Raw genomic sequence first — 21,259 nt, forward strand, 5'->3', positions numbered from 1 at the left:
CGGATTTTCTTCCGTGTCCCGGACGTTATCCGCCCATGAGCCTGAAATTTCTCCTGATCGCCGGCCTGAGCGCGACCTTGCACGCGGCGACGCCGGCCTGGGCGCAGATTCGTTTGCCCAGCCTGCCGAACCTGCCGGGTGGCGCGCAGCTGCCGGGTGGCGACTTGCTGCGCCGCAACGAGAGCCTGCTCACGTCCACCAGCCAACTGCTGGTGCCGGCGGATCCGCTGCGCTGGCGCGAGCGTCTGGGCGATCAGCTGCTGAGGCGCTTTCCCGATCAACTGCAGCGCAGCGCGGCCGAGGAGCTCGTGTTCAGCGGCGAGGTGCTGGCGCTGCCGTCGTCCGACGCGGCGCGGCGGCGCCTGTTGGAGGACGACGGACTGAGGCTCGTCGAGGAATCCACGCTCGAAGGCTTGGATGTGGCCTGGCTGCGCCTGCGCGCGACGTCGAGGACGACGCCGGCCGCGCTCGCGGCGCTGATCGCGCGCCTCAAGGCCCAGGACCCGGACGGCGCCTACGACTATCACCACATCTATCTGGACGCTGGCGACGTGGGCTCGGGCGTCGTCGGCGCGGCCGCCGCGACCAGCGCGCCCGGCTCGTCAGGCGTGATCGGAACGATGGCGAGCGCGACCGCGAGCGCGGGGGGCACCGATGTCGCCGCCGCGGGTGGTCCCCGACTCGGCATGATCGACAGCGGCGTCGACACCGCGCATCCCGCCTTGCAGCGGTCGACGGTGACGCGGCGCGGTTGCGCGGGGCAGGCCAGGCCCGCCGCGCACGGCACGGCGGTGGCGTCGCTGCTGGTGGGCGACTCGGACGTCGGCTTCCACGGCGCGCTGCCGCGGGCGCGGCTCTTCGCGATGGACGTCTATTGCGAAGGCGGCGCGCAGGCGGGCGGCGGTGTGGCAGCCATCGCCGAGGGCCTCGCCTGGCTCGCGCGCGAGCGGGTGGGCGTGGTCAACATCAGTCTGGTCGGACCGCCCAACGCCTTGTTGCGGCGCGTGGTCGAAGCCGCGCAGGCGCAGGGGCTGCTGATCGTCGCGCCGGTGGGCAACGACGGGCCGGCCGCGCCACCGTTGTATCCGGCCGCGTGGCCCGGCGTCATCGGCGTGACCGCGGTCGACGCGCGCCGGCGGGTCCTCGTGGAGGCGGGGCGTGGCGCGCAGGTCGCCCTGGCGGCGCCGGGCGCGGACATGGTCGCCGCGCAAGCCGGCTCGCGGATGTATGCGCCCGTGCGCGGCACTTCTTTCGCGTCGCCGTTGGTGGCGGGGCTGCTCGCCGCGCGCCTGCCGTCGCCCGATCGGGCAGCGGCCTCGTCGGCGTTCAATGCGCTCGCGCGCGAGGCGATCGATCTGGGCGCGCCGGGGCGCGACGAGGTCTACGGCATCGGCCTCGTGGGCGCGTCGTTGCGCGTGAGCGCGAGCGATCTGCGCTGATAACCATTCGTTGCAATCGGCATGGAAGAAGGGCCGGGGCCATGACGTTGTCCCTTTGCAGGCCACGGAACGGTTCCGGTGGCTCTCAAACCAGGAGATCGACATGAACGCAACTTCCAAGCACTCGCAACGTCTGTGGCCCGTGGTGGCGGGCACGCTGGTGGCGGTGCTCGCCGCGATGGCCCAGCCGGCGCACGCCGGCCTGCTGGGTGGTGGTGGCGGGCTGTCCGGCGGCGCGAGCGGCCACGCGGGCGGCGCCTTGGGCGGCAACCTGGGTGGACTGGGTCAGCGTCCTGACCTGAGCCGCGGCCGCGACGCGCTGGAGGGCACGCGCGATCGCGCGGACCAGGCCGCCGGCAAGGTCGGCGATCGCGCGCAGCAGGCGGGCGGCAAGCTCAAGGACCGGGCGGATCAAGCGGCCGGTCAGGTCACGGACCGCGCTCACGACGCGAGTGGTCAACTGGATCAGACGACGCATCAAGCGGGTGCGCTGAGCGCCGAAGGCTCCGGCGCCGCGAATGGCGCGGGCCAGCTTACCGCGTCGCGCGTCAAGCCGTCGACGAGCGGTGATGCGGCCACGCCGGCGACGCCCGCCAGCCCCTCGACGGGTTCGACAACGCCGTCGCAAGCGGCGCCGTCCAAGAGCGCGCAGGGCAGCGGCAGCGTGAACGCCACGGGTTCGTCGCAGGCCCAACGCGACACGCGCGGCGTGAGCGCGCAGGGTGGGGTGAGCGTGGAGGCCAAGGGCCAGGCATCCAAGCAGCCGGGTCAGTGAGCCACGCATCGCCATCGGCCATGACATCGTGACGCTGGGCAAGCCTCAGGCGGCGACAAGGGGAGGGAAGCAAGGGGAGGGGACGCGCACGAATACCGCCTACGCGGTATTCACGGCGATCGCCGTGCTGCGGAACATGTGGTCCATGCCGATGCCGCGTCACCGCGCGCTGTCGGGGCCCCGCATTCCCATCACCTCGTGCAAGCGCCTCCCATCCCCTCCGTTTCGTCACTGAAGCCGCCACGCCACGCCACCGTCACCGCCTTGTTGCTGGGCCTGGCCGGGGGCGTCGCATTCGCCGCGCCGGTCGAGCCGACCGAGCTGCTCTGCGGCATGCGCACCGGCGGCACCACGTCGACATTGCGCGTGGCCGCGGGTGGCGACGCGCTGATGCCAGCCATCGCCAAGGTCGGCGAGAGCTACGAGCTGCGGGCCGTGGCCCTCAGCGATCCGGCCGATCGGGACCGCATCGGCCAGGTTGTCGTCACGGTGCTGGACCTGGAAGGCGCCGCGCGGCCGTCCGTCCTCACCCAGAGCCGCTGGTCCGCGGCCGGCCATGAGGTCCTCGACGGGCGGGCATCGTGGCGGCCGACCCTGTCGGGCTGGGAGCGCGCCTACTCGCCCAAGCTGGGCCGTGAACTGGCCTGGGGCTGTGCGTTGGTGCGAAAGGGCACGTCGCCCGAGGGCTGGGACCGCGTGGACGCGACCGGCGAGGGCGCAGCTGCATCGCCACGCCGGGCAGACCCCGCCGACGCTGGCGCGAGCGCTGCCGCGGTCAAGCTGGCGTGGATGGGCGACGTCATGCTGGACGACGGGCCGGGGCGCGTCATCTCGCGCGGGCAAGACCCCTTCATGGCCGTCATGCCAAGCCTGAAGGAGGCGGACCTGCGCATCGCCAACCTCGAATGCGTCATCGCCACCGGCGGCCGGCGCGACGTCAAGCCCTGGACCTTTCGCGCGCATCCCCGCGTGCTGCAGGTGCTGCGCCGCCATGTCGATGCGGTCTCGCTGGCCAACAACCACTCGGGCGATTTCGGCCCCGAGGCCTTCGCGCAGATGCTGGGCCGCCTGCGGCAGGCGGGCGTGCCCTTCTTCGGCGGCGGTGCCGATCTGCGGGAGGCCCACCAGCCCGCCATCATCGAGCGCAACGGGCTGCGCATCGCGCTGCTGGGCTACGACGAGATGTTCCCGCGCCGGTTCGAAGCCGGCCCCGGCAGCTCGGGCATCGCCTGGGCCGATGAGGAGCAGGTCGTGGCCGACATCCACGCCGCCCGGGCACGCGCCGACATCGTCATCCCTTACATGCATTGGGGCCAGGAGCACAGCGACATCTCCCACGCTCGCCAGCGCGCGCTGGCCCGGCTGATGATCCGCGCCGGCGCGGACGCGGTGGTCGGCACCCATCCGCATGTGCGCCAGGACACCGAGCTCATCGACGGCAAGCCCGTCATCTACAGCCTGGGCAACTTCGTCTTCGATGGCTTCAACGATGTGGACAACAATACCGGCTCCATCCTGTGGATGACCGTCACCGCGACGGGTGTCAGGGACTGGCATCTGCAACCGGTCCGCATCGACGTCTCGGGCACGCCGCGCCCGGTGTCCGGCGCGGACGTGCTCAGCCGGGCAGGGCGGAGCGGCGCCGGCTCGATGCGGCCTCATCCACCAAACCCATAGCGCGGGCGGGCCGCCAGACCGATCGGAACCAGCATGGTGACCCAGGTGTTGATCGTCGAAGACGAGCCCGAATTCCTGCTGCGCTTCTCCGAGGCCGTCAGCGCCACGGACTCGTTCACGCTGCTCGGCGCGGTGGCAACCGGCGCCGCGGCGCTCGCGCTGCTGGACACGCATCCCCCCGACGTGATGCTGCTGGACCTGGGCCTGCCCGACATGGACGGCGTGCAGGTCATCCGCCACGCGGCCCTGCGGCATCCGCAGTGCGAGGTGCTGGTGGTCACGATGTTCGAGGACGACCAGCATGTGTTGCCCTGCATCGAAGCCGGCGCCACCGGCTATCTGCTCAAGGACGCCAGCGCCGAGCGCATCATCGCGGCCATCCATGAGCTGCTCGCCGGCGGCTCGCCCATCAGCCCGAGCATCGCGCGGCGCGTGCTGGCGTCGTTCCGCATCGGCGCCGGCCGCTCCGGCGCGGCGGCGGAGCCGTCGGCCGATTCGCCGCTGTCCGAGCGCGAGACCGAGATCCTGCGCATGGTGGCCAAGGGGCTGAGCTTCGACGCCATCGGCAACGTGCTCAGCATTTCCCCCCACACCGTGGTGACCCACGTCAAGAAGATCTACCGCAAGCTCGCCGTCCATTCCCGCGGCGAGGCGGTCTACGAAGCCAGCCAGCTCGGGTTGTTGCGATGAACGGCGCGCGGCCGGCAAGGCGGCAGGGGAGTCGGTCGCTCCGGGTCTTGCTGGGCGGGCCACCGACCTCGTTCTTGCTGCTGGCGCTCGTGCTGCTCGCGCTGGGCGGCTTGCCGGTGCTGCTGCTCCAGCCCTCGCGGGTGTCGGCGCTCGGGCCCTCGGGTGAGGCGGCCACCCTGTCGGTCTCGTATGCCCTGTCGGCTTCCGCCACGCCGCCATTGGATGCCGAGGGCTGGCGGCGCGTGAAGCTGCCGCACTACCGGCTGCTGGACCGCCGTGCGGAAGCGGCGTCGTGGTACCGCATCGCGTTCGACAGCACCGCGTCCGACGCCGATCCCTGGGCGGTCTATCTGCCCTATCTCTACAACGGCGGCACGCTCTGGCTGAACGGCACGCCGATCGCCACCGTGCTGTCGGCGCAGCCGGACCTGCACGTGCGCTGGGCGCGGCCTTTCCTCGTGGCGCTGCCCAACGGGCTGCTGAAGGCGCAGGGCAACGAGCTGGTGCTGCGGCTGCCGCCCGCATCGTCCACGTCCGTGCTGCGCATGCCCAAGCTCGTGGTGGCGCCGCTGCGGCTGGTGATGCCCGTCTACGACCGCCGCCTGTTCTGGGTACGCACCATGCCGCAGATCACGGTGGCCGTGGGCACGCTGCTGCCGTGCTTCGTGCTGTTCATCTGGTGGCGGCAGCGCAGCGAGGTGCTGTATGGCCTGTTCGGCATCGCGGTGCTGCTGTGGGCGGTGCGCACGCTGACCTTCGTGGTGGAGGTGATCCCGCAGCATGAATTCAGCTGGTGGCGGATCAGCTACCACGCGGCCACCGGCGGGTTCGTGGTCGTGATGGCCCTGTTTGCGCTGCGCTTCGCGCGGTTGAGCCATCCGCTGCTCGACCGGGCGCTGGTCGTCTATGCGCTGCTGGGACCGCTGTGGCTGCTGATCCAGGGACCTGACGCGGACGTGCTGGTGGGCTACGCCTGGGGCGGCGGCCTGATCGCGGTGGGCGTGAGCGCCGTGCTGGTCACCGCCTGGGCGGCCGTCAGGCGGCGCGAACGGACGGCCGGCCTGCTGCTGATCGCGCTGACCGTGGCCGCCAGCGCGGGCGTGCACGACTACCTGATGACCTACGACGCCGCGGCGCTGTCGCGCTGGCTGCCGGAGTGGGCGCAGCAGCGCTTCTTCCTGCTACACCATGCGGCCAACCTGCTGCTGGTGGTGATGGGAGGTCTGCTGGCGCAGCGCTTCATCGAGGCGCTGACCAGCATCCAGACACTGAACCGCACGTTGGAAGAACGCGTGGCCGCGCGTGAGGCGGAACTGGCCGACAGCTACGGCCGCATGGCCGTGATGCAGCAGGAGCAAGCGGCCGCGGAGGAGCGCCGGCGCATCATGCGTGACCTGCACGACGGGCTGGGCTCGCAGCTGTTCATCCTGTTGTCGCGCGTGGAGCGCGGCGCGGTGCAGGCACGGGAGGTGTCGCAGTCGCTGCGCGCCTGCATCGCCGACATGCGCTTGTCGCTGGACGCGTCGGCCGCTCAGGACGCGGGCCTGGAAAGCGCCCTGGCGGACTTTCTCTACCGCTGGCGGCCGCTGCTGCACGAGGCCGGCGTGCAACCGGCCTGGCGCATCGACCTCGCCGAGCCCGTGGCCTGGATCTCGGCTCATGCCACGCTGCAGTTGCTGCGGCTGCTGCAGGAGGCTTTCACCAACGTCGTCAAGCATGCCGGCGCGAGCGAGATGCGTGTCGAGGTCGTTTCCACGCGGGACCTGCTGGCTGTCGCGGTCATCGACGACGGCCACGGCTTTCCGGCGGACTCTGCCGGTGCGGGCCGCGGCATCGCCAACATGCGTGCGCGCGCCGCGGCGCTGAATGCGCGGCTGACGATCGAGTCGAGCGACGGCGGCACCCATCTGCGCTTGGCGCTGCCTCGCGTGGCCAATGCCCGGCATCCGTCCGGCTAGGAGCGCTACAGCCGGTGCGCCTGCCGGAACGCCTCTGGCGTCGTGCCGACGCGCCGCCGGAAGAACTTGACGAAGTTCGTCGGCTCGCTGAAGCCGAGCAGCTCGCCGATGGCGACCGACGTCGACGTGCAATGGACGAGCAGGCGCTGCGCTTCCAGCGCCACGCGCCGGTCCACCGCCTCCTTGGCCGAATGGCCCAGCACGTCGTTGCAGACCCGCGTCAACGTGCTCGTGGAGACGCCCAATCTCTCGGCGAGCAAGGCGACGGATGGCCGGTTGTAGACCCGTCCATCCAGTTCGCGCCGGAAGCGCCGGACCAACGAAGCCTGCGCCGTCGAGGCCGTCGAATGTTCCATGGCTGGCCGGCTGATGCCGAGCAGCAGACAGACGAGCAGCTCCCGCGCCATGGCGGCGGACAGCTCGTCCAACGACGGCCGGCCGAGTTCCCGGCACAGCTCCGCGGCCAGCGCGCGCCAGGCAGCCAACCTGTCGGCGTCCATCCTGAAGCGGGTCGCCCAGTCCTCCAGGCGCAGCAGCGCCATCGCGTCAGCTCCGGGCGCCGACGCCACGGGTTTCACGACGGAGGGATCGATCAGCAGCAGATCAGCCTGCAGACCGCCGGTCGGCTGCCACTGCTGCGCCTGCCCGGGGCGCACGAAGACCACATCGTCGGCGCGCAGCGCAAAGCGCTCGAAGTCGACCACATGCGCTCCATGCCCTCCCGTCACCACGAGCACCATGAAGAACGCGACGCGCTCGGGCTCGTACAACTGCCCGGGCGGCACGCGGGCGCGCAGCTGCGCCAAGGTCATCAACTCCACGCCGACCGAGTTCAGCCGCTTGTTCGCGAAGCGTGTCTCGCGCAGGGCTTTGCGGATTTCAGGCACATGCACTCCGTACTGTGCGCCGGACGGCGCGGATGCGCGATTTCTACCATCACTTGCGCCGCCATGACCTTGGTGCCAGGACAGGCCGTGGGCAAAGTCAGGCGATGAACTTCCTGCCCATCCACTCCCGGCGAGTCTTCGCGCTGGCCCTTCTCGCGGCTGTTGCCGGCTGCGCAATTCACCCCCCAACGTCCACGGAAGGACCTCACATGTCTACCGATCGCAAGGCGCAGGTCGTCGCGCTGCTCAAGTCCATCGAAACCGGCGAGTCGGCCCCGGTGGCCGTCGTCAATCCGACCAAGTACATCCAGCACAACCTCGCCGTCGGGGACGGCCTGGCCGGTTTCGGCGCGCTGCTGCAGTCGCTGCCCAAGGGGTCGGCCCGGGTGAACACAGTGCGGGTGTTCCAGGACGGCGATGTCGTCTTCGCCCACACCGAGTACGACTTCTTCGGTCCGAAGATCGGCTTCGACATCTTCCGTTTCGAGGACGGCAAGATCGTCGAGCACTGGGACAACCTGCAGGAAACGCCCGCCAAGCCGAACCCGAGCGGGCGCACGATGATCGACGGGCCGACCACCGCGGCGGACCTGGACAAGACGGCGGCCAACAAGCAGTTGGTGGCGGCGTTCGTGGACGACATCCTTGTGAACGGCCGCATGGACCGGCTGGCGGGCTACTACGACGGCGACCGCTACCACCAGCACAACCCGCAGATCGCCGACGGCCTGTCCGGCCTCGGCGCCGCGCTGCAGGCCATGGCCAAGGCGGGCGTGACCATGAAGTACCACCGTGTCCACAAAGTCCTGGGGGAGGGCAGCTTCGTGCTCGTCGTCAGCGAGGGCGAGTTCGCAGGCAAGCTGAGCGCGTTCTATGACCTCTTCCGGGTCGAGAACGGCAAGATCGCCGAGCACTGGGACACGATCGAGACCATCCCGGCGCGGTCGGATTGGAAGAACGCCAACGGCAAGTTCTGAAGCAGGAAGGAGCGAACCCATGACTCTGTTGAAGTTCCTGCTCGGTGGAGCGTTGTCAGCCATGTGCGTCGTTCAGCCGGCCCTGGCTGCCGGAGGCGGCAAGATCATCGAAGTCGTCACGTTCAAGCTCAAGGCAGGAGTCTCTGCAGCTGAGTTCGCGCCGATCGATAAAGCGGTGGAGCATGAGCACGTCTCGAAGCAGCCGGGCTTCGTGTCGCGGGAGAGCGCGCACGGCGCAGATGGCGAGTGGCTGGTGATCGTCCATTGGCGGTCGACGAAGGACGCCGACGCATCGATGGCCTCGTTCGAGAAGGCTCCCGCCGCCGCGACGTTCATGTCGAAGATCGAGGCCTCGACGATGAGCATGAAGCGCTTCGAGCTGTAAGTGCGCGTGTCTTTGCCGTTGTTTGGTTATGACTTCGGCGATTTGGCAGAGCTACCGTGCGGCGATCAAAACTCGGAGTCACGTGAAGTGAACGAATCAAAGAAATTCAAATTCGCACAAGCCACCAGTCCGGACCAGGGGGCCGACCAGATGCTCGATCAGGCACGGCGCTCGCTCTCCCTGGGCCTGGCGCTGTTGCCGATGTTCTCGATGCTGCCGGGATGCGGTGCGGGCGCTGTCTCGGACGAGGCTGACCCGACCGCTGGCACTGACGCGGGCGCCAACAACGGCCGCACGGCTGCTACGGAGGCCTTGACGGTGCCGGACCGATTCGTCCATCCCGGCTTGCTGCACAGCCAGGCCGACCTGGATCGCATGAAGGCGAAGGTTGCGGCCCAGGCGTCGCCGTGGATCGACGGCTGGAAGCAATTGCAGGCGAGCGGATTTGCCGACCCGGACTGGAAGCCGAATCCCAAGCCGATCGTGTACGCCCATCAGCCGGGCTTCCCGGACAACGCGCAGTTCCTGCAATGGGACATCACTGTGGCCTACCAGAACGCATTGATCTGGAAGATCACGGGCAACAAGGCCGCGGCGGACTGTGCAGTGCGTGTCATGAATGCCTGGTCATCCACGCTCACCGAAATCGCCGTCCAGAACGGCGCCTACGACGGGTACCTCGTCGCGGGCCTTCAAGGCTATCAGTTCGCCAACGTGGGAGAACTGATGCGCGACTACGCCGGCCTGGGCGCTGCGAACCTGGCTGCCTTCCAGGCCATGATGCTCAAGGTTTTCCAGCCCATGAACGGCGGCGGCGTCGGCGATACGCCCTGGGCGATCAACAACTCGCTGTCGGTTTTTTCCAATTGGGGCCTGTGCGCCATGGCGGCATCGTTCGCCACCGGGGTGCTTTGCGACAACCAGAAGATCGTCAATGCCGTGATCGACTATTTCAAGTCCGGCATGGGCAATGGCGCCATCAACATGATGACCTACTACCTGCATCCGGGCTTCATGGGCCAGACGCAGGAGTCGGGACGCGACCAGGGCCACAACTCGCTCAGCGTCGCGCTGGTGAGCCTGCTGAGCGAAATGGCCTGGAACCAGGGCATCGACCTCTACGGGTATGACAACAACCGCGTGCTGTCGGCGTGCGAGTACGTGGCCAGGGCCAATCTCATCGAGAGCGGATCCAGCTACTACGCGGTACCGTACGTCCCGTGCGGTGACGCGGCCGTGTTCGCGACCGGCGGCCAGGGAGCGACCCGCGCCGCGTGGGCGCAGATCGTCAACCACTATGTGAACAGGCGCGGGATTGCCGCGCCGTTTTCGGAGATGTTCGCCAAGAAGGTCGCCCCCGAACCCGGCCCCCCCATGTGGTCAGGCGGGGGCGCCATGGATCAGCAGGGTCTCGGCACGCTGACCTTCAGCCGCGACCCGATCGCCGCCGGCTCGCCACCGAGCGGCGTGGTGGCGCTGACCAGGGGGCGCGACATCGTGCTGTCCTGGTGGGGGACCGCCTATGCCAGCAGCTACACGGTCAAGCGCGCGACCCAAGCGGGCGGCCCATACGCCGTCGTGGCAACCGGTATCACCGAACCGCGCACCTGGACGGATGCCGGCCCGGCCCCGGGCATCTACTACTACGTGGTGACCGCGCAGACACCCTCCGGCGAGTCGGCCCCGTCGAACCAGGCCATGGGTACGTCGGTCACCTTCGTGAGGGCTCGTTGGGCCTTCGACGACGGCCAGGGTACGTCGGCTCGCGACAGCAACAGCAACGGGGCCCCGGTCCAGTTGATCGGCGGCGCCACCTGGGGCAAGGGTCGCTCGGGAGGGAGCGCATTGCAGCTGGGTGGAGGGGGCGCCTGTGCTGCGCTGCCGGCCGACCTTCTGGTCAACGTTGGCGACTTCAGCATCACGGCCTGGGTCAACTGGAATGGCGGCCAGACGTGGGCGCGCATCTTCGACATCGGCTCCGACGGCAACCACTACATGTTTCTCACGCCTCACGCAGGCAACGGTGTCGTCCGCTTCGAGTGCACGCTCACCCAGAACGGCCCGTTCCTGCGCGTGGACGGCGGTCAAGAGCTTCCCAGCCGCCAATGGACGCATGTCGCCGTCACGCTGTCCGGGACGACGCTCACGCTCTTCGTCAACGGCGTTGCGGTGGGCAGCAACGGCAATGTGTTCATCAATCCATTCCAGCTGCGCCACACGACGCAGAGCTGGATCGGGAAGTCGCAGTGGCCGAACGATCCCACGTTCAACGGGCTCATCCAGGACTTCAGGATCTATCGCGGCGCGCTGACGGCGCCGCAGGTGGCCGCCATGGCAACCTCCTGACCGCCACGAACCCGGCCTGCCGAGCCCCCGCGCCTGGCCCGATTCCACTCAATCACTGAAAGCGTGCAATGAGAACCCTGCACTCCGCACTTGTCATCGCAACCGTCACCCTGGCCGGCTGCGCGTCGCCTTCCTCATCAAGCTCAGAGGTCGAGGTGTTGAAACAGCAGATCGCCGCCGTGGCCAAGACCCGTGCTTCGGAGCAAGCCAATCTCACCAACTTCGACGACCTCGACTTCAACGTCTACAGCGGCCAGAGGTGGGAGCTGCTGGGCAAGAGCCACGGCAAGGACATCGTCGTGCACTATCCCGATGGGCACACGACGAAGGGATTGGATGCGCACATCGAAGAGCTGAAGCCGCAGTTCACCTTCGCGCCCGACACGTCGATCAAGCAGCATCCGATTCGCATTGCATCCGGCGAATGGACCGCTGTCACGGGCGTCCTGGCGGGAACGTTCACGAAGCCGATGGACATCGGTGGCGGCAAGGCCATCGCTCCGACCGGCAAGGCCTTCCGGCTGGAGATGGTCACGATCGGGCATTGGAAAGACGGCGTCATGGACGAGGAATGGCTGTTCTGGGACAACGCCTCCTTCATGAAGCAGATCGGACTTGCGCCATGAACTGAAAGCGGATGTCGACAAGGCGATCGAGCGCGAACCACGGCCGCCATAGTTGGTAAGACCAAACGAAATTAATCGATAAACTGGTCAGACCATTTGCGAACCATGAACGCCATGAGCGAAACGTCCCTGTCTCGACGCAAGGCCCTTCAGGCGGCGCTGGCCGGAGCTGCCGCGCCACTCGCAGCTGTAGGCGCAACCGGCACCCCCGGCGCAGCGGCGCAACCGGCGACCTCCCAGCCCTCGCAGAGGGCCGACTGGGTGCTGACCACGCCTCAGGGCACGCTGAGGATCAGCCCGCTCAGCGACCGCGCCCTGCGCGTGCGCTTCCTGCCCCCACCGGCTGCGACGCAGGAGGCGCCACCGAGCCTCACGCTGCTGCCCGGCCGCACGCCGCCGCGCCTGAAGCAGACACCGGGCGCGACCACGACGAGCCTGGCGCTGCCGGCCATCCGCTGCGAGGTGGACGAAGCGACCGGCGCGCTGCGCTTCTTCGACCGCAGGGGAGCGCTGCTGCTCAGCGAGTCGCCGGGCAGCCGGCGCCTCACACCGTCCAAGCTCGGCGACGAGCCGGTCTTCATCGCCGAGCAAGCCTTCGAGTCGCCCGCCGGCGAACACCTCTACGGCACCGGCTGCTTCCAGGACGGCGCCATGGACCTGCGCGGCTTGCCGCGACGCCTGACGCAGGTGAACACGCAGATCAGCCTGCCCTTCATGCTGTCCAGCCGCGGGTATGGCCTGCTCTGGCACAACAACGGCATGGCCGAGCTGAACACGCCCGAGCAGCAGGTGGCGCTCACCCGTGCCGGCGCCGACGGCAAGACTGAGCGGGTGGACGTGACGACCACGACCGGCAACGCCCAGGTCGAGCGCAAGGGCGTGCGCTTCGAAGGCACGTTCCGCACCGAGGCGGCCGGCCGCTACGCCTTCCTGCTGGACGTGGGCCGCGGCATGGGCTCGCGCCACTCGGTGGAGATCGACGGCAAGTCCTGCGTCGAGATGGCCAACCTGTGGCTGCCGCCGACGGTCGGCTTTGTCGTCGAGCTGCCGGCGGGCGAGCACCGCGTGCGCGTGAACGCCGAAGAGCAGGACAAGCCGTCGCTGCACTTCGGCCCCTTGCAGGCCCGCACGACTTGGCGTTCGCCGGTGGCCGAGGCCATCGACTACGTCGTCATCGCCGGACCGAGCGCCGACGAGGTGTTCGAGGGCTACCGCGAGATCGCCGGCGCCACGCCGATGATGCCGCGTTGGGCTTATGGCTACATCCACTGCCGCGAGCGCTTCCATTCCTCCGAGGAGATCGTCGACACGCTGCGCGAGTTCCGCCGCCGCAAGCTGCCGGTCGACGTGATCGTGCAGGATTGGCAGTACTGGGGCCGCCACGGCTGGAACGCGATGCGCTTCGACGAGGCCCACTACCCCGACCCCGCCGTGCTGACGCGCGACGTGCACGGCATGAACGGGCGACTCATGCTGTCGGTGTGGGCCAGGATCGCCCGCGACACCGAGCTGGGCCGCGCCACCGCGGCCGCGGACCACTACATAGCCGGGACCGACTGGATCGACTTCTTCGACCCCAAGGCGGCCGCCTTCTACTGGAACAACCAGCGCGAGCGTCTGCTCAAGCTGGGCATCGACGCCTGGTGGCAGGACGCGACCGAGCCCGAGAACGACGACCTCGTCGGCCGGCGCACGGCTGCCGGCCGCGGCGAGCGCGTGCGCCTGGCCTACCCATTCCACGTCACCCGCACCGTCTACGAAGGCCAGCGGCAGGCCTTGCCGAACCAGCGGGTCATGATCCTCACGCGCTCGGCCTTCCCTGGCCAGCACCGCCATGCCTCGGCCACCTGGTCGGGCGACATCGGCAACGACTGGGACACGCTGAAGCGCCAGATCCCCGCCGGCCTCAACATGGCCGCCGCCGGATATGCGTATTGGACGGTGGACGCCGGTGGCTTCTTCCGCCCGGGCGATGGCCAGTACACCGACAAGGCCTACCACCAGCGCTTTCTGCGCTGGTTCCAGTACGCGACCTTCTTGCCGCTGCAGCGCGTGCACGGCTACATGACCGATACCGAGTTCTGGCGTTATGGCGAGCAGGTGGAGGCCGTGTCGCGCCAGTACCTGGAGCTGCGCTATCGGCTGCTGCCCTATCTGTACAGCGTTGCCCACGACGTGCACGCCAAGGGCGGGCCCATCATGCGACCGCTGGTATTCGACTTCCCGGACGACCCGCACGCGCTGGACCAGGCGCACAGCTATCTCTTCGGCCGCGCGCTGCACGTGGCGCCGGTCCTGGCGCCCGACGTGTCGAACTGGCCGGTCTATCTGCCGGAGTCAGCGGGCGGCTGGGTCGACTTCTGGACCGGCGAGCGGCGCGCCGGCGGCCGCACGCATGACGTGCCGTCGCCGCTGGAGCGCATCCCGCTGCATCTGCGCGCCGGCAGCATCCTGCCGCTCGGGCCGGTGCTGCAGTCCACCGCCGAAGCCACCGGCGAGGTCATTGACCTGGTCATCGTGCCGGGCCGCGACGGCGCCTTCGACCTCTACGAGGACGACGGCCTGGGCTACGCCTACGAGAAGGGCGGGGCCAGCGTGATACGCCTGACCTGGGACGACAAGCGCGGCGTGCTTCGCCTGGCGGCGCGCCGCGGGCGCTTCGACGGCATGTTGACGACGCGACGCTTCAGGCTGCACCGCGCCGGCCCCGGCCAGCCGCCGCTGCAATCGGCATCGCTGCAGGAACTGGTCTACACCGGCCGCGGCATCGAGGTGCGGTTGGTCTGACGTGGCCACGGCCAAAGTGGTGAAGGAAGGTGTTCGGCAACGCTGGACGGTAGCTTGAAGAACGAACGCTAAACCCTTGCCAGGCCGAATGTTTGTTCGGCTGGCCAAAATTCCTGCATCGAACTGGGTGGAGCCTTCTGAGCCCGCCCACGGGCCTGTTCCGCACCAAAGCAACGGCTCGGCCGCTTGCGCAACCCACTCGGCGTTCATCCGGGAGTCGCCACCCAGTTCGGTTCATCCGGGGTTCGCGCGCCACCCACACCGCGTTCATCCGGAGGTCATTCCGCGGCGGAGGGCCGAACTGGCGTCGGCCGCTGAGGTTTTCTTCAATGGAAGGCTCACTTTCAGGTCGAGCCCGCCATGCCTCCTAAGCTTCCTGTTGGCCCGCCGGGCTTCGAGCCTGAGTCCCGGCGTGCCCGGAGCATCCAGAAAGACTGGCCGAAGGGCACAGGCTTCCATGAGGAGAGCGACCCGCGGCCCGACCCCGGTCATTTCCGAGTGGTCGCTCAACGCGTCGCCGAACAGGTCGCCTTCGGCGAGCGGCCGGTGTACGTGAAGGCCGTGGCCCGGGAGGCAACCAAGCGGCTCCTGCGCCTTCACCTCTTCGAGCAGCCAAACCGTGCGCTGTTGGTGGACTACCGGCATGAGCATGCGCATAACTACACCGACGTGCTGACCCACGTGCGGAATCTTCACCAGGAGATGGCCTGGGAGCGCGAGAAGTGGTCAGTGCAATGGAACACCTTTCGTTGGCGGCGCTTCGCCAATGAGCCAGAGTTTGCGCGCTGGCTGCAGTTCGTCCCGGCGGTGGACCTTCGTCGTTGGGGCAATGCATACCTGCCAGAGAACCAGCGGACCTTGACATGGGTTAGGAAGAACCTAGCCCACCTCGCGCCGATGCCGTCGGAGATTCACAAGGCGTACTTCCGGGCCACCGCCACAGACCGCCAGCTACTCACCCTGGCTGGCGTTGAGGTGGCACTTGAACCGCTGACAGAGCATCACGTTTGCCTGGTGTGCCAGCGGCTGCTGGCGTATCACACGGTGAAGAACGCCCGGCACGGGCCTGCTCACCTGGACCACATGACCACGATGCTCGAGCGATTCATCGCGTTCAAACGCCAGCCCTGGTGGCAAGCGCAAGAACTGCTCAACAGCATCCACAAGGGAGGCATCTTCTCGCAGGGCCGGGTCTCAAAGGAGGAGGCTGATGCAACGATGCTGCGCGTCCAGGCGGCTTTGACGCGAGCTCAAGCTGTGCTCGAGGGCACAAGCGACCTGCACGCCGAGTTGGCCGCGCTGCGACCAACCCATCTTGAGCTGGAGGAACCTTGCGAGGCTTGCGTCGGGTCGAAGCATGCCAGGGTGGTTGCGCCGGAAGAAGCCCAGCTGCCGCCGTTCCATCCTCAGTGCCAGTGCTTTCGCCTTGCTTGGCGTCACAGCGAGATGCCCGACCTCGAGCGGAGGGTGATGCTGTGGGCCTTTGAGTGCGCGCTAGGACACGACAAGACGCCTCGATTCCCGTTTGACGAGTTCATCGAGGCGTGTGAGCGGTTGCGGTGACAACTTCAGAAGTTACCGTTGCTTTGCCAAGACGAACGAAGAGCGCTGTGCAGCGCTCTTCAAGTGGGGCAGACCGACGTCACTAGTTCGCTCAGAAGTGGAGCTTCGGGTCTGTATCAGCCCAATTCGATAGGCCTTGAATGGATAGCTCGCCAGCACGAAGAGCACACCAAGCTTTGGCGTGGGCGATGGCGCGCTGCTTTCGTGTTGGCAAGGTGGCGATTGCCTCCAGCACCAGATGTCGCGAGCCTTGAAGCTTTTCCGGATGCGAGGCTGCGTGCTGCTCCTTTTTGCGTAGCGATGCTTCGGATTTGTCCCAGTGGGTCTCGGAAGCCCACACTGCGATTTGAAGGTCAATCGCACCTGCGAGAGCTCCGATGCAGTGAGCTGCTACGTGAGTACCGTTTTGCCGTTGGGCCAGTATGTACTCTTCCAATTCGTTGACGGCCTCACTCGACGCAATGTAGTTGCCCTGCGTTACTTGCGAACCTCGCAGGACAGGAAACGCAGCTAGGGCAATGATTTCCCTTTCTGGCTCGTTCAGCGCCTGAAACCATGAAAGAAGTTGGTCGATTGGGTTGCTTGTCTTTGAAGGAATTGGATGATGCTGCATCTATGCTCCTGTTGTATTGGGGCCGCTAGTGGATAGCTAGCGCCGTGGGCCAAAAACGGCGCAGCGTCTAGCGCAGTGCTTTATATTTTTGACAGCTCCAATGGAAGTGGCCCTCACGGACCACTTTGTTCTCGCGTATGCGCCGGAGCGCGGACCTGGTCACATCGCGAACGATTCCTGCATCAAACCGGCGATTCCAACCAACCCGATGACAGGCGCGTCCACCAGGCCCATCCCGTCAGGGAGGTAGTGGCCGCTGTTCGCTTGGACCTTCTGAGTTTGTGCATCCCAGATAGCCAGTGTGTCGTCGCCAAACATATTCGCCAGCAGCTGAGCCATCTCGGGCGAGTCGACGGAGCTGAGCTGCGGAACGCTGGCGCTTGTAGCGGCAAACGATGTCAGTTCCGAGGACATCATCGACATGCTCGACGCATGCCCCGGATTGCTGCCCAGCACTACATGGTCCACCGGCGGCGCTGTCAGGGTCACTTCGCGTTCGCTGTAGTCGTAGACCGGGACGTACTGGAAGACCTGGCTGTGCTGGGTCCAGTTGGGCTCATCGACAGTAGGAGGCTCCATCCAGGTCCCTTGGGTCAGGACGTAGTTGCTGACGTGTGTCAGCGCCACGTATGTCTGGCCAGACTCATCCGTCCAGCGGTCCCAACTCATGTCGACCGAGCCTCGTACACCGTAGTAGCCATTGAAGGTGCCGTGGTCTGTCTGGAACGAGAACGGGGTTGTCGTGCCGCCGCTGTAGGTGAAGCTGTTGGTGCAGGTCGTGTACCAGAGACCCGACTCGTCAACTCGTTGGCCGCCGCTGGTCTGCGACACGAAGAGAGCTAAGTTGTCTGCGCGGGTGTCATTGTCCCAGCGACCATCGCCAGGAAGGGCGAGGTCCTGTGTCGGACGGCAGTAGCTCATGAACAAGTCGAAGGCATCTTCGATACGGACGACCGGCCCGTGTGTGTAGGTGACGCTGTAGGTCGCGGGCTTGAACTGTGCAAGGATGTCTTCGGACGTCCATACGGAGCCATCGGGCGTTTGGACGTTGACCTGGTTGGCACCGTAGCCCCAGTAGTCGACGGTCACGCTGCCGCCACTTGACGCCTGTAGCACCAGCCCCTGGTCACCATTGAGGTACGCAGTGATTGTGTAAGGCGCCACTGCTGGCGCGAATTGGACGGTCGTGCTGAGGCCTGCCTGCACCACGTGGTCAGCACCGTCGCCTTGCGCCCACTTGATGGTCGCTCCGCCGGCGTAGTCGAAGATGGTGTCGTTGTCTTGACCACCTTCTAGCGTGCTTCCTGTCCCGTAGTTGCTGATGACGTCATTGCCGCTGCCACCCAGGGCGCTGTTATTGGCGTTGAAGACCTGAATGCGGTCATTTCCACTATCGCCGTAGCCGATGGCGTCAACGCCCTGCAGCCAAATGCTGTCGTTGTCGGCACCACCGTGCAACCGATTGGACGTTCCTGAGTCCCACAGCGTGTCGATGCCAGTTTCACCGTCCAACTCAGCGTGCTCGCCTGCGGTGGCCAATATGTCGTTGTCCGCGCCGCCTTTGATGACGTCTGCACCCGTGCCGCCGTCGATGTAGTCATCGCCTGCATCGCCGTACAAGAAGTCGTTGGAACTCCCTGCGTAGATGGTGTCGCCGCCATCGCCGCCGTGCACCTCGTCCGAGGCACTTACTGTCGACACCTGCGATACGTCGATGTAGTCGCCGCCTCCGTTGCCATTGATGCTGTCAGAGAACCCGCCCAAGCCCGTGATGTAGTCGTAGTCGTCCGAGCCATCAATGTGCAGAGCTTCGCTCGTGATGGCATTTCGAACGTAGATGTGGTCGCCCGTCACCACTGAGTCGAGCATGTGGTCTGTCGTATCGGGCGTGAACCAGCTTTTCACGCGGATTGTCTCGAAGCCGTCCGGCGACGAGCCTACGCAGACTAGTAGGTCTTTTCCACTTCGTGCGAAGACGACAGGAAGCGCTCCCGAAATTTGGAGCTGGTCAGCGCCTCCGCGGGTATCAATGACGTCGTTTCCATCGCCAGACCGCCAGATGAAGGTGTCGTTTTGCACCCCGCCGTGTAGCGTGTCGTTGCCCAAGCCACCCTCGAAGATGTCGGCACCGCCATTTCCAGTCAGCTCATCGCTGCCTTCAAAGCCGTACAGGTGTTCGGCGGCAGAAGTCCCAGTCAAAGTGTCCGCGTCCGGACTGCCAAATATGGCTTCTGTGCTTGGGGTTCCCATGATGAAGTCGAACGCTGTGACTACGGCGTTCTTCCATTCGATATATGCGTCCTTCCCAAAATCCGTGATGAGCTTGACACCAGCGTAGAAGTAGCTGGTCGAAGCTTGGCGATGATTGGGGTCGGACAAGCTGGTAATCAGCTCATCGTTCTGCAGGGACAGCTTCACTTGTTCTAGAAGCGTTGCAGCCGAAACAGTGACGTCATAGCCACTGCCAATTCGCCGCCCCACGGCGTTGTTGAACAAGTCCATGTTCAGCTCTAGTGCGGGGTCTCCTTCCCAGGAGAGGACCTCTGTCTTGACTTCGTTCAGGTCACCTAACGCCTCCGTGATGTCAGCGCCAAGTTGGGTTGTCAATCGGGCGCTAACGTAGGCGTGTCTAAAGGCGTCTTGGAAATCATTGTGGCCGCCCCCCGCAGGGAACATCTCCGGGTGCTCCGCGACATAGGCTTCAAATTCATTGCGAGCCTGAGAGGTGAGAGTCAATCCAGTCGTAAGAATGTTGGGTGTCAGCACCGGGAGATGCAGAAAGATTGATGCGCTCATTTGGCTCCTTCGATGAGGTGAAGACGCCAGTCGCCATGTGCAACCTCAGTGGGAACTAACAGCGCATTAGCGCGGCCAACGCATTGGCTATGGTCAGGGTGATTACCCGACTGTGCATTTCGGCTCGCGACTGCACGAACGTCCTTCTGGGAGAAGGTCAATGCGTCGCTTCGCGACTCGCCATCCCAGAACACAAGCCACCACGTTTTCATGCTGCCGTCCAACAGGAAGTAATACTGGTCGTAGAACACCCGACCTACGGCGTTTTGGCTCAGGTTCTTTGGGTTATCAGTGAGGCAGACCTTCGTCCAAGGCTGATTCGTGAGATTCAAGGCCTGCACCTGTGAAGGGCGGGAGCCGTCCTCGGCATCAAGCAGGGCTCGCACCTCATCCGGATTGGCATTCCGAGGGGGAAGGTAGTGGAGGGCGAAAAGGGGTCCCGCCACCGCAAGAATGGGAAGCAGGAGTCGACGTAGTGTTGGCATAGGTTCGATGGGTGAGTCGTTCTTGTTGTTGAATTCATAAGGCCGCGAACACTCCTCGTCCTCATGTGGCCTGGTATAGGCAACGGTGGCTGTGCGCCGGGTCGGCAGGCACCCTCCGACCAACCTTGGCAGCAAGGCCCGCCTTGCACAAAAGGCTGTATGGGCATACAGTACTACTCTCGACGGAGGCTTCCTATGCACCCATCAGCCCAATACCGCTATCGACCCAAGGCAGACCGGACGCCGGACTGGCTGCGCCGCATCTGGGCTTGGCTCTGACGTCCCCCAATCCGTTGTCGTAGCCGACCGTTGCGAGCCGGCCGCGGCCGAGCTCGCCATGAACGCACCTCTTCTCCTCACCGAAGTTCTCACGCGCCGAGAAGGCACACCGCAGTCCGACCTGCCGCTGGCTACCGAGGGTGTGCTGCGCTACGTGTGGGAGGGCAAGTTCGGTTCGATGCTCATCGAGGTGCGCGACGGGCGTACGTATGTCAACGGCCAGCTCGTCGAGCAGGCCGTTCTAGGGGAGGGTCGTCATGCTGACCATTGAAGCCACGCCTGTGCGTGACCTCGTCACTGCCTCATCTGGCCAAGGCGAGACACTTCTGCCCGAGGAGGAGCGTCCGAGACAGCCCATGCTGGTCCCGGTGGCCAACGACGAACCCCTGCAGGTCGTGTACCTCGGGGTCTCAGGGGTGTTGCATCCCAGCGCGACGCTCTACCAGCTCGTGCACGGGAGTTCGCCGTGGGCGGACGGGCATCACAAGTACGAAGCGGCGTCCTTTCTCGAACTGGCGCTGGCGCCGTGGCCTGACGCTCGAATCGTGCTGACCAGCACGCAGCCTTGGTCCAAGGGGCTCGACCAGGTGCTCGAGCGGCTCGGGCCGGGTCTCGCCGCGCGCGTCATCGGCTTCACGTTCGAAGACCTGACCCGGCATGCAGCGGTCCCGCCGCGGCACAAGCCCATCGACAGCGACGACTACTGGCGCCTGATGAAGTGCGACATCGTTCGGCGGCACCTGGCGTGGCTACGGCCGGCAGCCTGGATTGCCATCGACGATGAATCGTCGCTCTGGAATGCCGACGAGCGCCGCGGCCACCTGGTCACGACGAATGGCTGCCTCGGCCTCATGGAACCGGCAGCGCAGGACCGCCTAGTGACCGTCCTGTTAGGCAATTTCGGCCTGGGGCAGGGCGCGCAAGACTGAGCCATGTGCGCCCTGGGAGCTAACCGCATGTCTGCAGCTTCTCGCTG

At 66.3% G+C, this 21,259-nt stretch carries 17 protein-coding genes; 13 read left to right on the top strand and 4 right to left on the bottom strand.

The annotated features are described in order from the left end of the window. The first annotated feature begins 35 nt into the window (after window positions 1-35). The 5 genes from ACEN96_RS15550 to ACEN96_RS15570 all read left to right on the top strand — a co-directional run bounded on the left by ACEN96_RS15550 (window position 36) and on the right by ACEN96_RS15570 (window position 6,539). Entirely contained in the window at window positions 36-1,439 is a 1,404-nt protein-coding gene (locus tag ACEN96_RS15550; protein WP_495583995.1) for a S8 family serine peptidase, read from the top strand. A gap of 103 nt (window positions 1,440-1,542) precedes the next feature. Further along, window positions 1,543-2,214, top strand: coding sequence for a hypothetical protein (locus ACEN96_RS15555; RefSeq protein WP_495583996.1), 672 nt, complete (start codon window positions 1,543-1,545; stop codon window positions 2,212-2,214). A 198-nt stretch (window positions 2,215-2,412) separates the two neighbouring features. Continuing rightward, a complete protein-coding gene (locus tag ACEN96_RS15560; protein WP_495583997.1) occupies window positions 2,413-3,891 on the top strand; it encodes a CapA family protein in 1,479 nt (492 codons plus the stop codon). A 33-nt stretch (window positions 3,892-3,924) separates the two neighbouring features. Then, a complete protein-coding gene (locus tag ACEN96_RS15565; RefSeq protein WP_495583998.1) occupies window positions 3,925-4,581 on the top strand; it encodes a response regulator in 657 nt (218 codons plus the stop codon). 74 nt (window positions 4,582-4,655) lie between these two features. Beyond that, window positions 4,656-6,539, top strand: a complete 1,884-nt coding sequence (locus ACEN96_RS15570) for a sensor histidine kinase (protein ID WP_495583999.1) — start codon at window positions 4,656-4,658, stop codon at window positions 6,537-6,539. Window positions 6,540-6,544: 5 nt separating this feature from the next. Here the strand turns inward: ACEN96_RS15570 and ACEN96_RS15575 are convergent, their stop codons facing one another. Continuing rightward, window positions 6,545-7,426: an AraC family transcriptional regulator gene (locus ACEN96_RS15575; protein ID WP_495584000.1), complete on the bottom strand. Its 882-nt coding sequence runs from the start codon at window positions 7,424-7,426 to the stop codon at window positions 6,545-6,547. A gap of 209 nt (window positions 7,427-7,635) precedes the next feature. Here ACEN96_RS15575 and ACEN96_RS15580 point away from each other — a divergent pair, with 209 nt between their 5' ends. The 6 genes from ACEN96_RS15580 (at window position 7,636) to ACEN96_RS15605 (ending at window position 16,110) form a co-directional block, all read left to right on the top strand. Beyond that, window positions 7,636-8,403 (top strand): nuclear transport factor 2 family protein, encoded by a 768-nt coding sequence (locus ACEN96_RS15580; RefSeq protein WP_495584001.1) that lies wholly within the window; start codon window positions 7,636-7,638, stop codon window positions 8,401-8,403. Window positions 8,404-8,422: 19 nt separating this feature from the next. Beyond that, window positions 8,423-8,788, top strand: a complete 366-nt coding sequence (locus tag ACEN96_RS15585; protein WP_495584002.1) for an antibiotic biosynthesis monooxygenase family protein — start codon at window positions 8,423-8,425, stop codon at window positions 8,786-8,788. Next, window positions 8,789-11,134 (top strand): LamG-like jellyroll fold domain-containing protein, encoded by a 2,346-nt coding sequence (locus ACEN96_RS15590; protein WP_495584003.1) that lies wholly within the window; start codon window positions 8,789-8,791, stop codon window positions 11,132-11,134. Between the two features lie 68 nt (window positions 11,135-11,202). Further along, window positions 11,203-11,760, top strand: a complete 558-nt coding sequence (locus ACEN96_RS15595) for an ester cyclase (protein WP_495584004.1) — start codon at window positions 11,203-11,205, stop codon at window positions 11,758-11,760. Window positions 11,761-12,021: 261 nt separating this feature from the next. Next, a complete protein-coding gene (locus ACEN96_RS15600; RefSeq protein ID WP_495584005.1) occupies window positions 12,022-14,547 on the top strand; it encodes a glycoside hydrolase family 31 protein in 2,526 nt (841 codons plus the stop codon). Between the two features lie 360 nt (window positions 14,548-14,907). Next, window positions 14,908-16,110 (top strand): hypothetical protein, encoded by a 1,203-nt coding sequence (locus ACEN96_RS15605; protein ID WP_495584006.1) that lies wholly within the window; start codon window positions 14,908-14,910, stop codon window positions 16,108-16,110. 91 nt (window positions 16,111-16,201) lie between these two features. On the opposite strand, the gene ACEN96_RS15610 is transcribed toward ACEN96_RS15605, so the two are convergent. From ACEN96_RS15610 to ACEN96_RS15620, 3 genes are all read right to left on the bottom strand, one after another. Then, a complete protein-coding gene (locus ACEN96_RS15610) occupies window positions 16,202-16,723 on the bottom strand; it encodes a hypothetical protein (RefSeq protein ID WP_495584007.1) in 522 nt (173 codons plus the stop codon). Between the two features lie 159 nt (window positions 16,724-16,882). Next, complete coding sequence (locus ACEN96_RS15615) at window positions 16,883-19,519, bottom strand: calcium-binding protein (protein WP_495584008.1); 2,637 nt, start codon at window positions 19,517-19,519, stop codon at window positions 16,883-16,885. After that, entirely contained in the window at window positions 19,516-19,851 is a 336-nt protein-coding gene (locus tag ACEN96_RS15620; RefSeq protein WP_495584009.1) for a hypothetical protein, read from the bottom strand. The genes ACEN96_RS15615 and ACEN96_RS15620 overlap by 4 nt, the downstream gene beginning before the upstream one ends. A 490-nt stretch (window positions 19,852-20,341) precedes the next feature. Here ACEN96_RS15620 and ACEN96_RS15625 point away from each other — a divergent pair, with 490 nt between their 5' ends. Continuing rightward, window positions 20,342-20,554, top strand: coding sequence for a hypothetical protein (locus ACEN96_RS15625; RefSeq protein WP_495584010.1), 213 nt, complete (start codon window positions 20,342-20,344; stop codon window positions 20,552-20,554). Further along, window positions 20,541-21,212 carry an HAD domain-containing protein gene (locus tag ACEN96_RS15630; RefSeq protein WP_495584011.1) on the top strand — a complete coding sequence of 224 codons (672 nt, stop codon included), beginning with the start codon at window positions 20,541-20,543 and terminating at the stop codon, window positions 21,210-21,212. The genes ACEN96_RS15625 and ACEN96_RS15630 overlap by 14 nt, the downstream gene beginning before the upstream one ends. Window positions 21,213-21,259 lie beyond the last annotated feature (47 nt).

The sequence above is a fragment of the Roseateles sp. Mitsp63 genome, from assembly GCF_059491535.1.

Coding starts and splice junctions, on each gene's coding strand:
- ACEN96_RS15550 (WP_495583995.1), top strand. CDS start 36: ATGAGCCTGAAATTTCTCCTGATCGCCGGCCTGAGCGCGACCTTGCAC.
- ACEN96_RS15555 (WP_495583996.1), top strand. CDS start 1,543: ATGAACGCAACTTCCAAGCACTCGCAACGTCTGTGGCCCGTGGTGGCG.
- ACEN96_RS15565 (WP_495583998.1), top strand. CDS start 3,925: ATGGTGACCCAGGTGTTGATCGTCGAAGACGAGCCCGAATTCCTGCTG.
- ACEN96_RS15580 (WP_495584001.1), top strand. CDS start 7,636: ATGTCTACCGATCGCAAGGCGCAGGTCGTCGCGCTGCTCAAGTCCATC.
- ACEN96_RS15585 (WP_495584002.1), top strand. CDS start 8,423: ATGACTCTGTTGAAGTTCCTGCTCGGTGGAGCGTTGTCAGCCATGTGC.
- ACEN96_RS15595 (WP_495584004.1), top strand. CDS start 11,203: ATGAGAACCCTGCACTCCGCACTTGTCATCGCAACCGTCACCCTGGCC.
- ACEN96_RS15605 (WP_495584006.1), top strand. CDS start 14,908: ATGCCTCCTAAGCTTCCTGTTGGCCCGCCGGGCTTCGAGCCTGAGTCC.
- ACEN96_RS15610 (WP_495584007.1), bottom strand. CDS start 16,723: ATGCAGCATCATCCAATTCCTTCAAAGACAAGCAACCCAATCGACCAA.
- ACEN96_RS15615 (WP_495584008.1), bottom strand. CDS start 19,519: ATGAGCGCATCAATCTTTCTGCATCTCCCGGTGCTGACACCCAACATT.
- ACEN96_RS15625 (WP_495584010.1), top strand. CDS start 20,342: ATGAACGCACCTCTTCTCCTCACCGAAGTTCTCACGCGCCGAGAAGGC.
- ACEN96_RS15630 (WP_495584011.1), top strand. CDS start 20,541: ATGCTGACCATTGAAGCCACGCCTGTGCGTGACCTCGTCACTGCCTCA.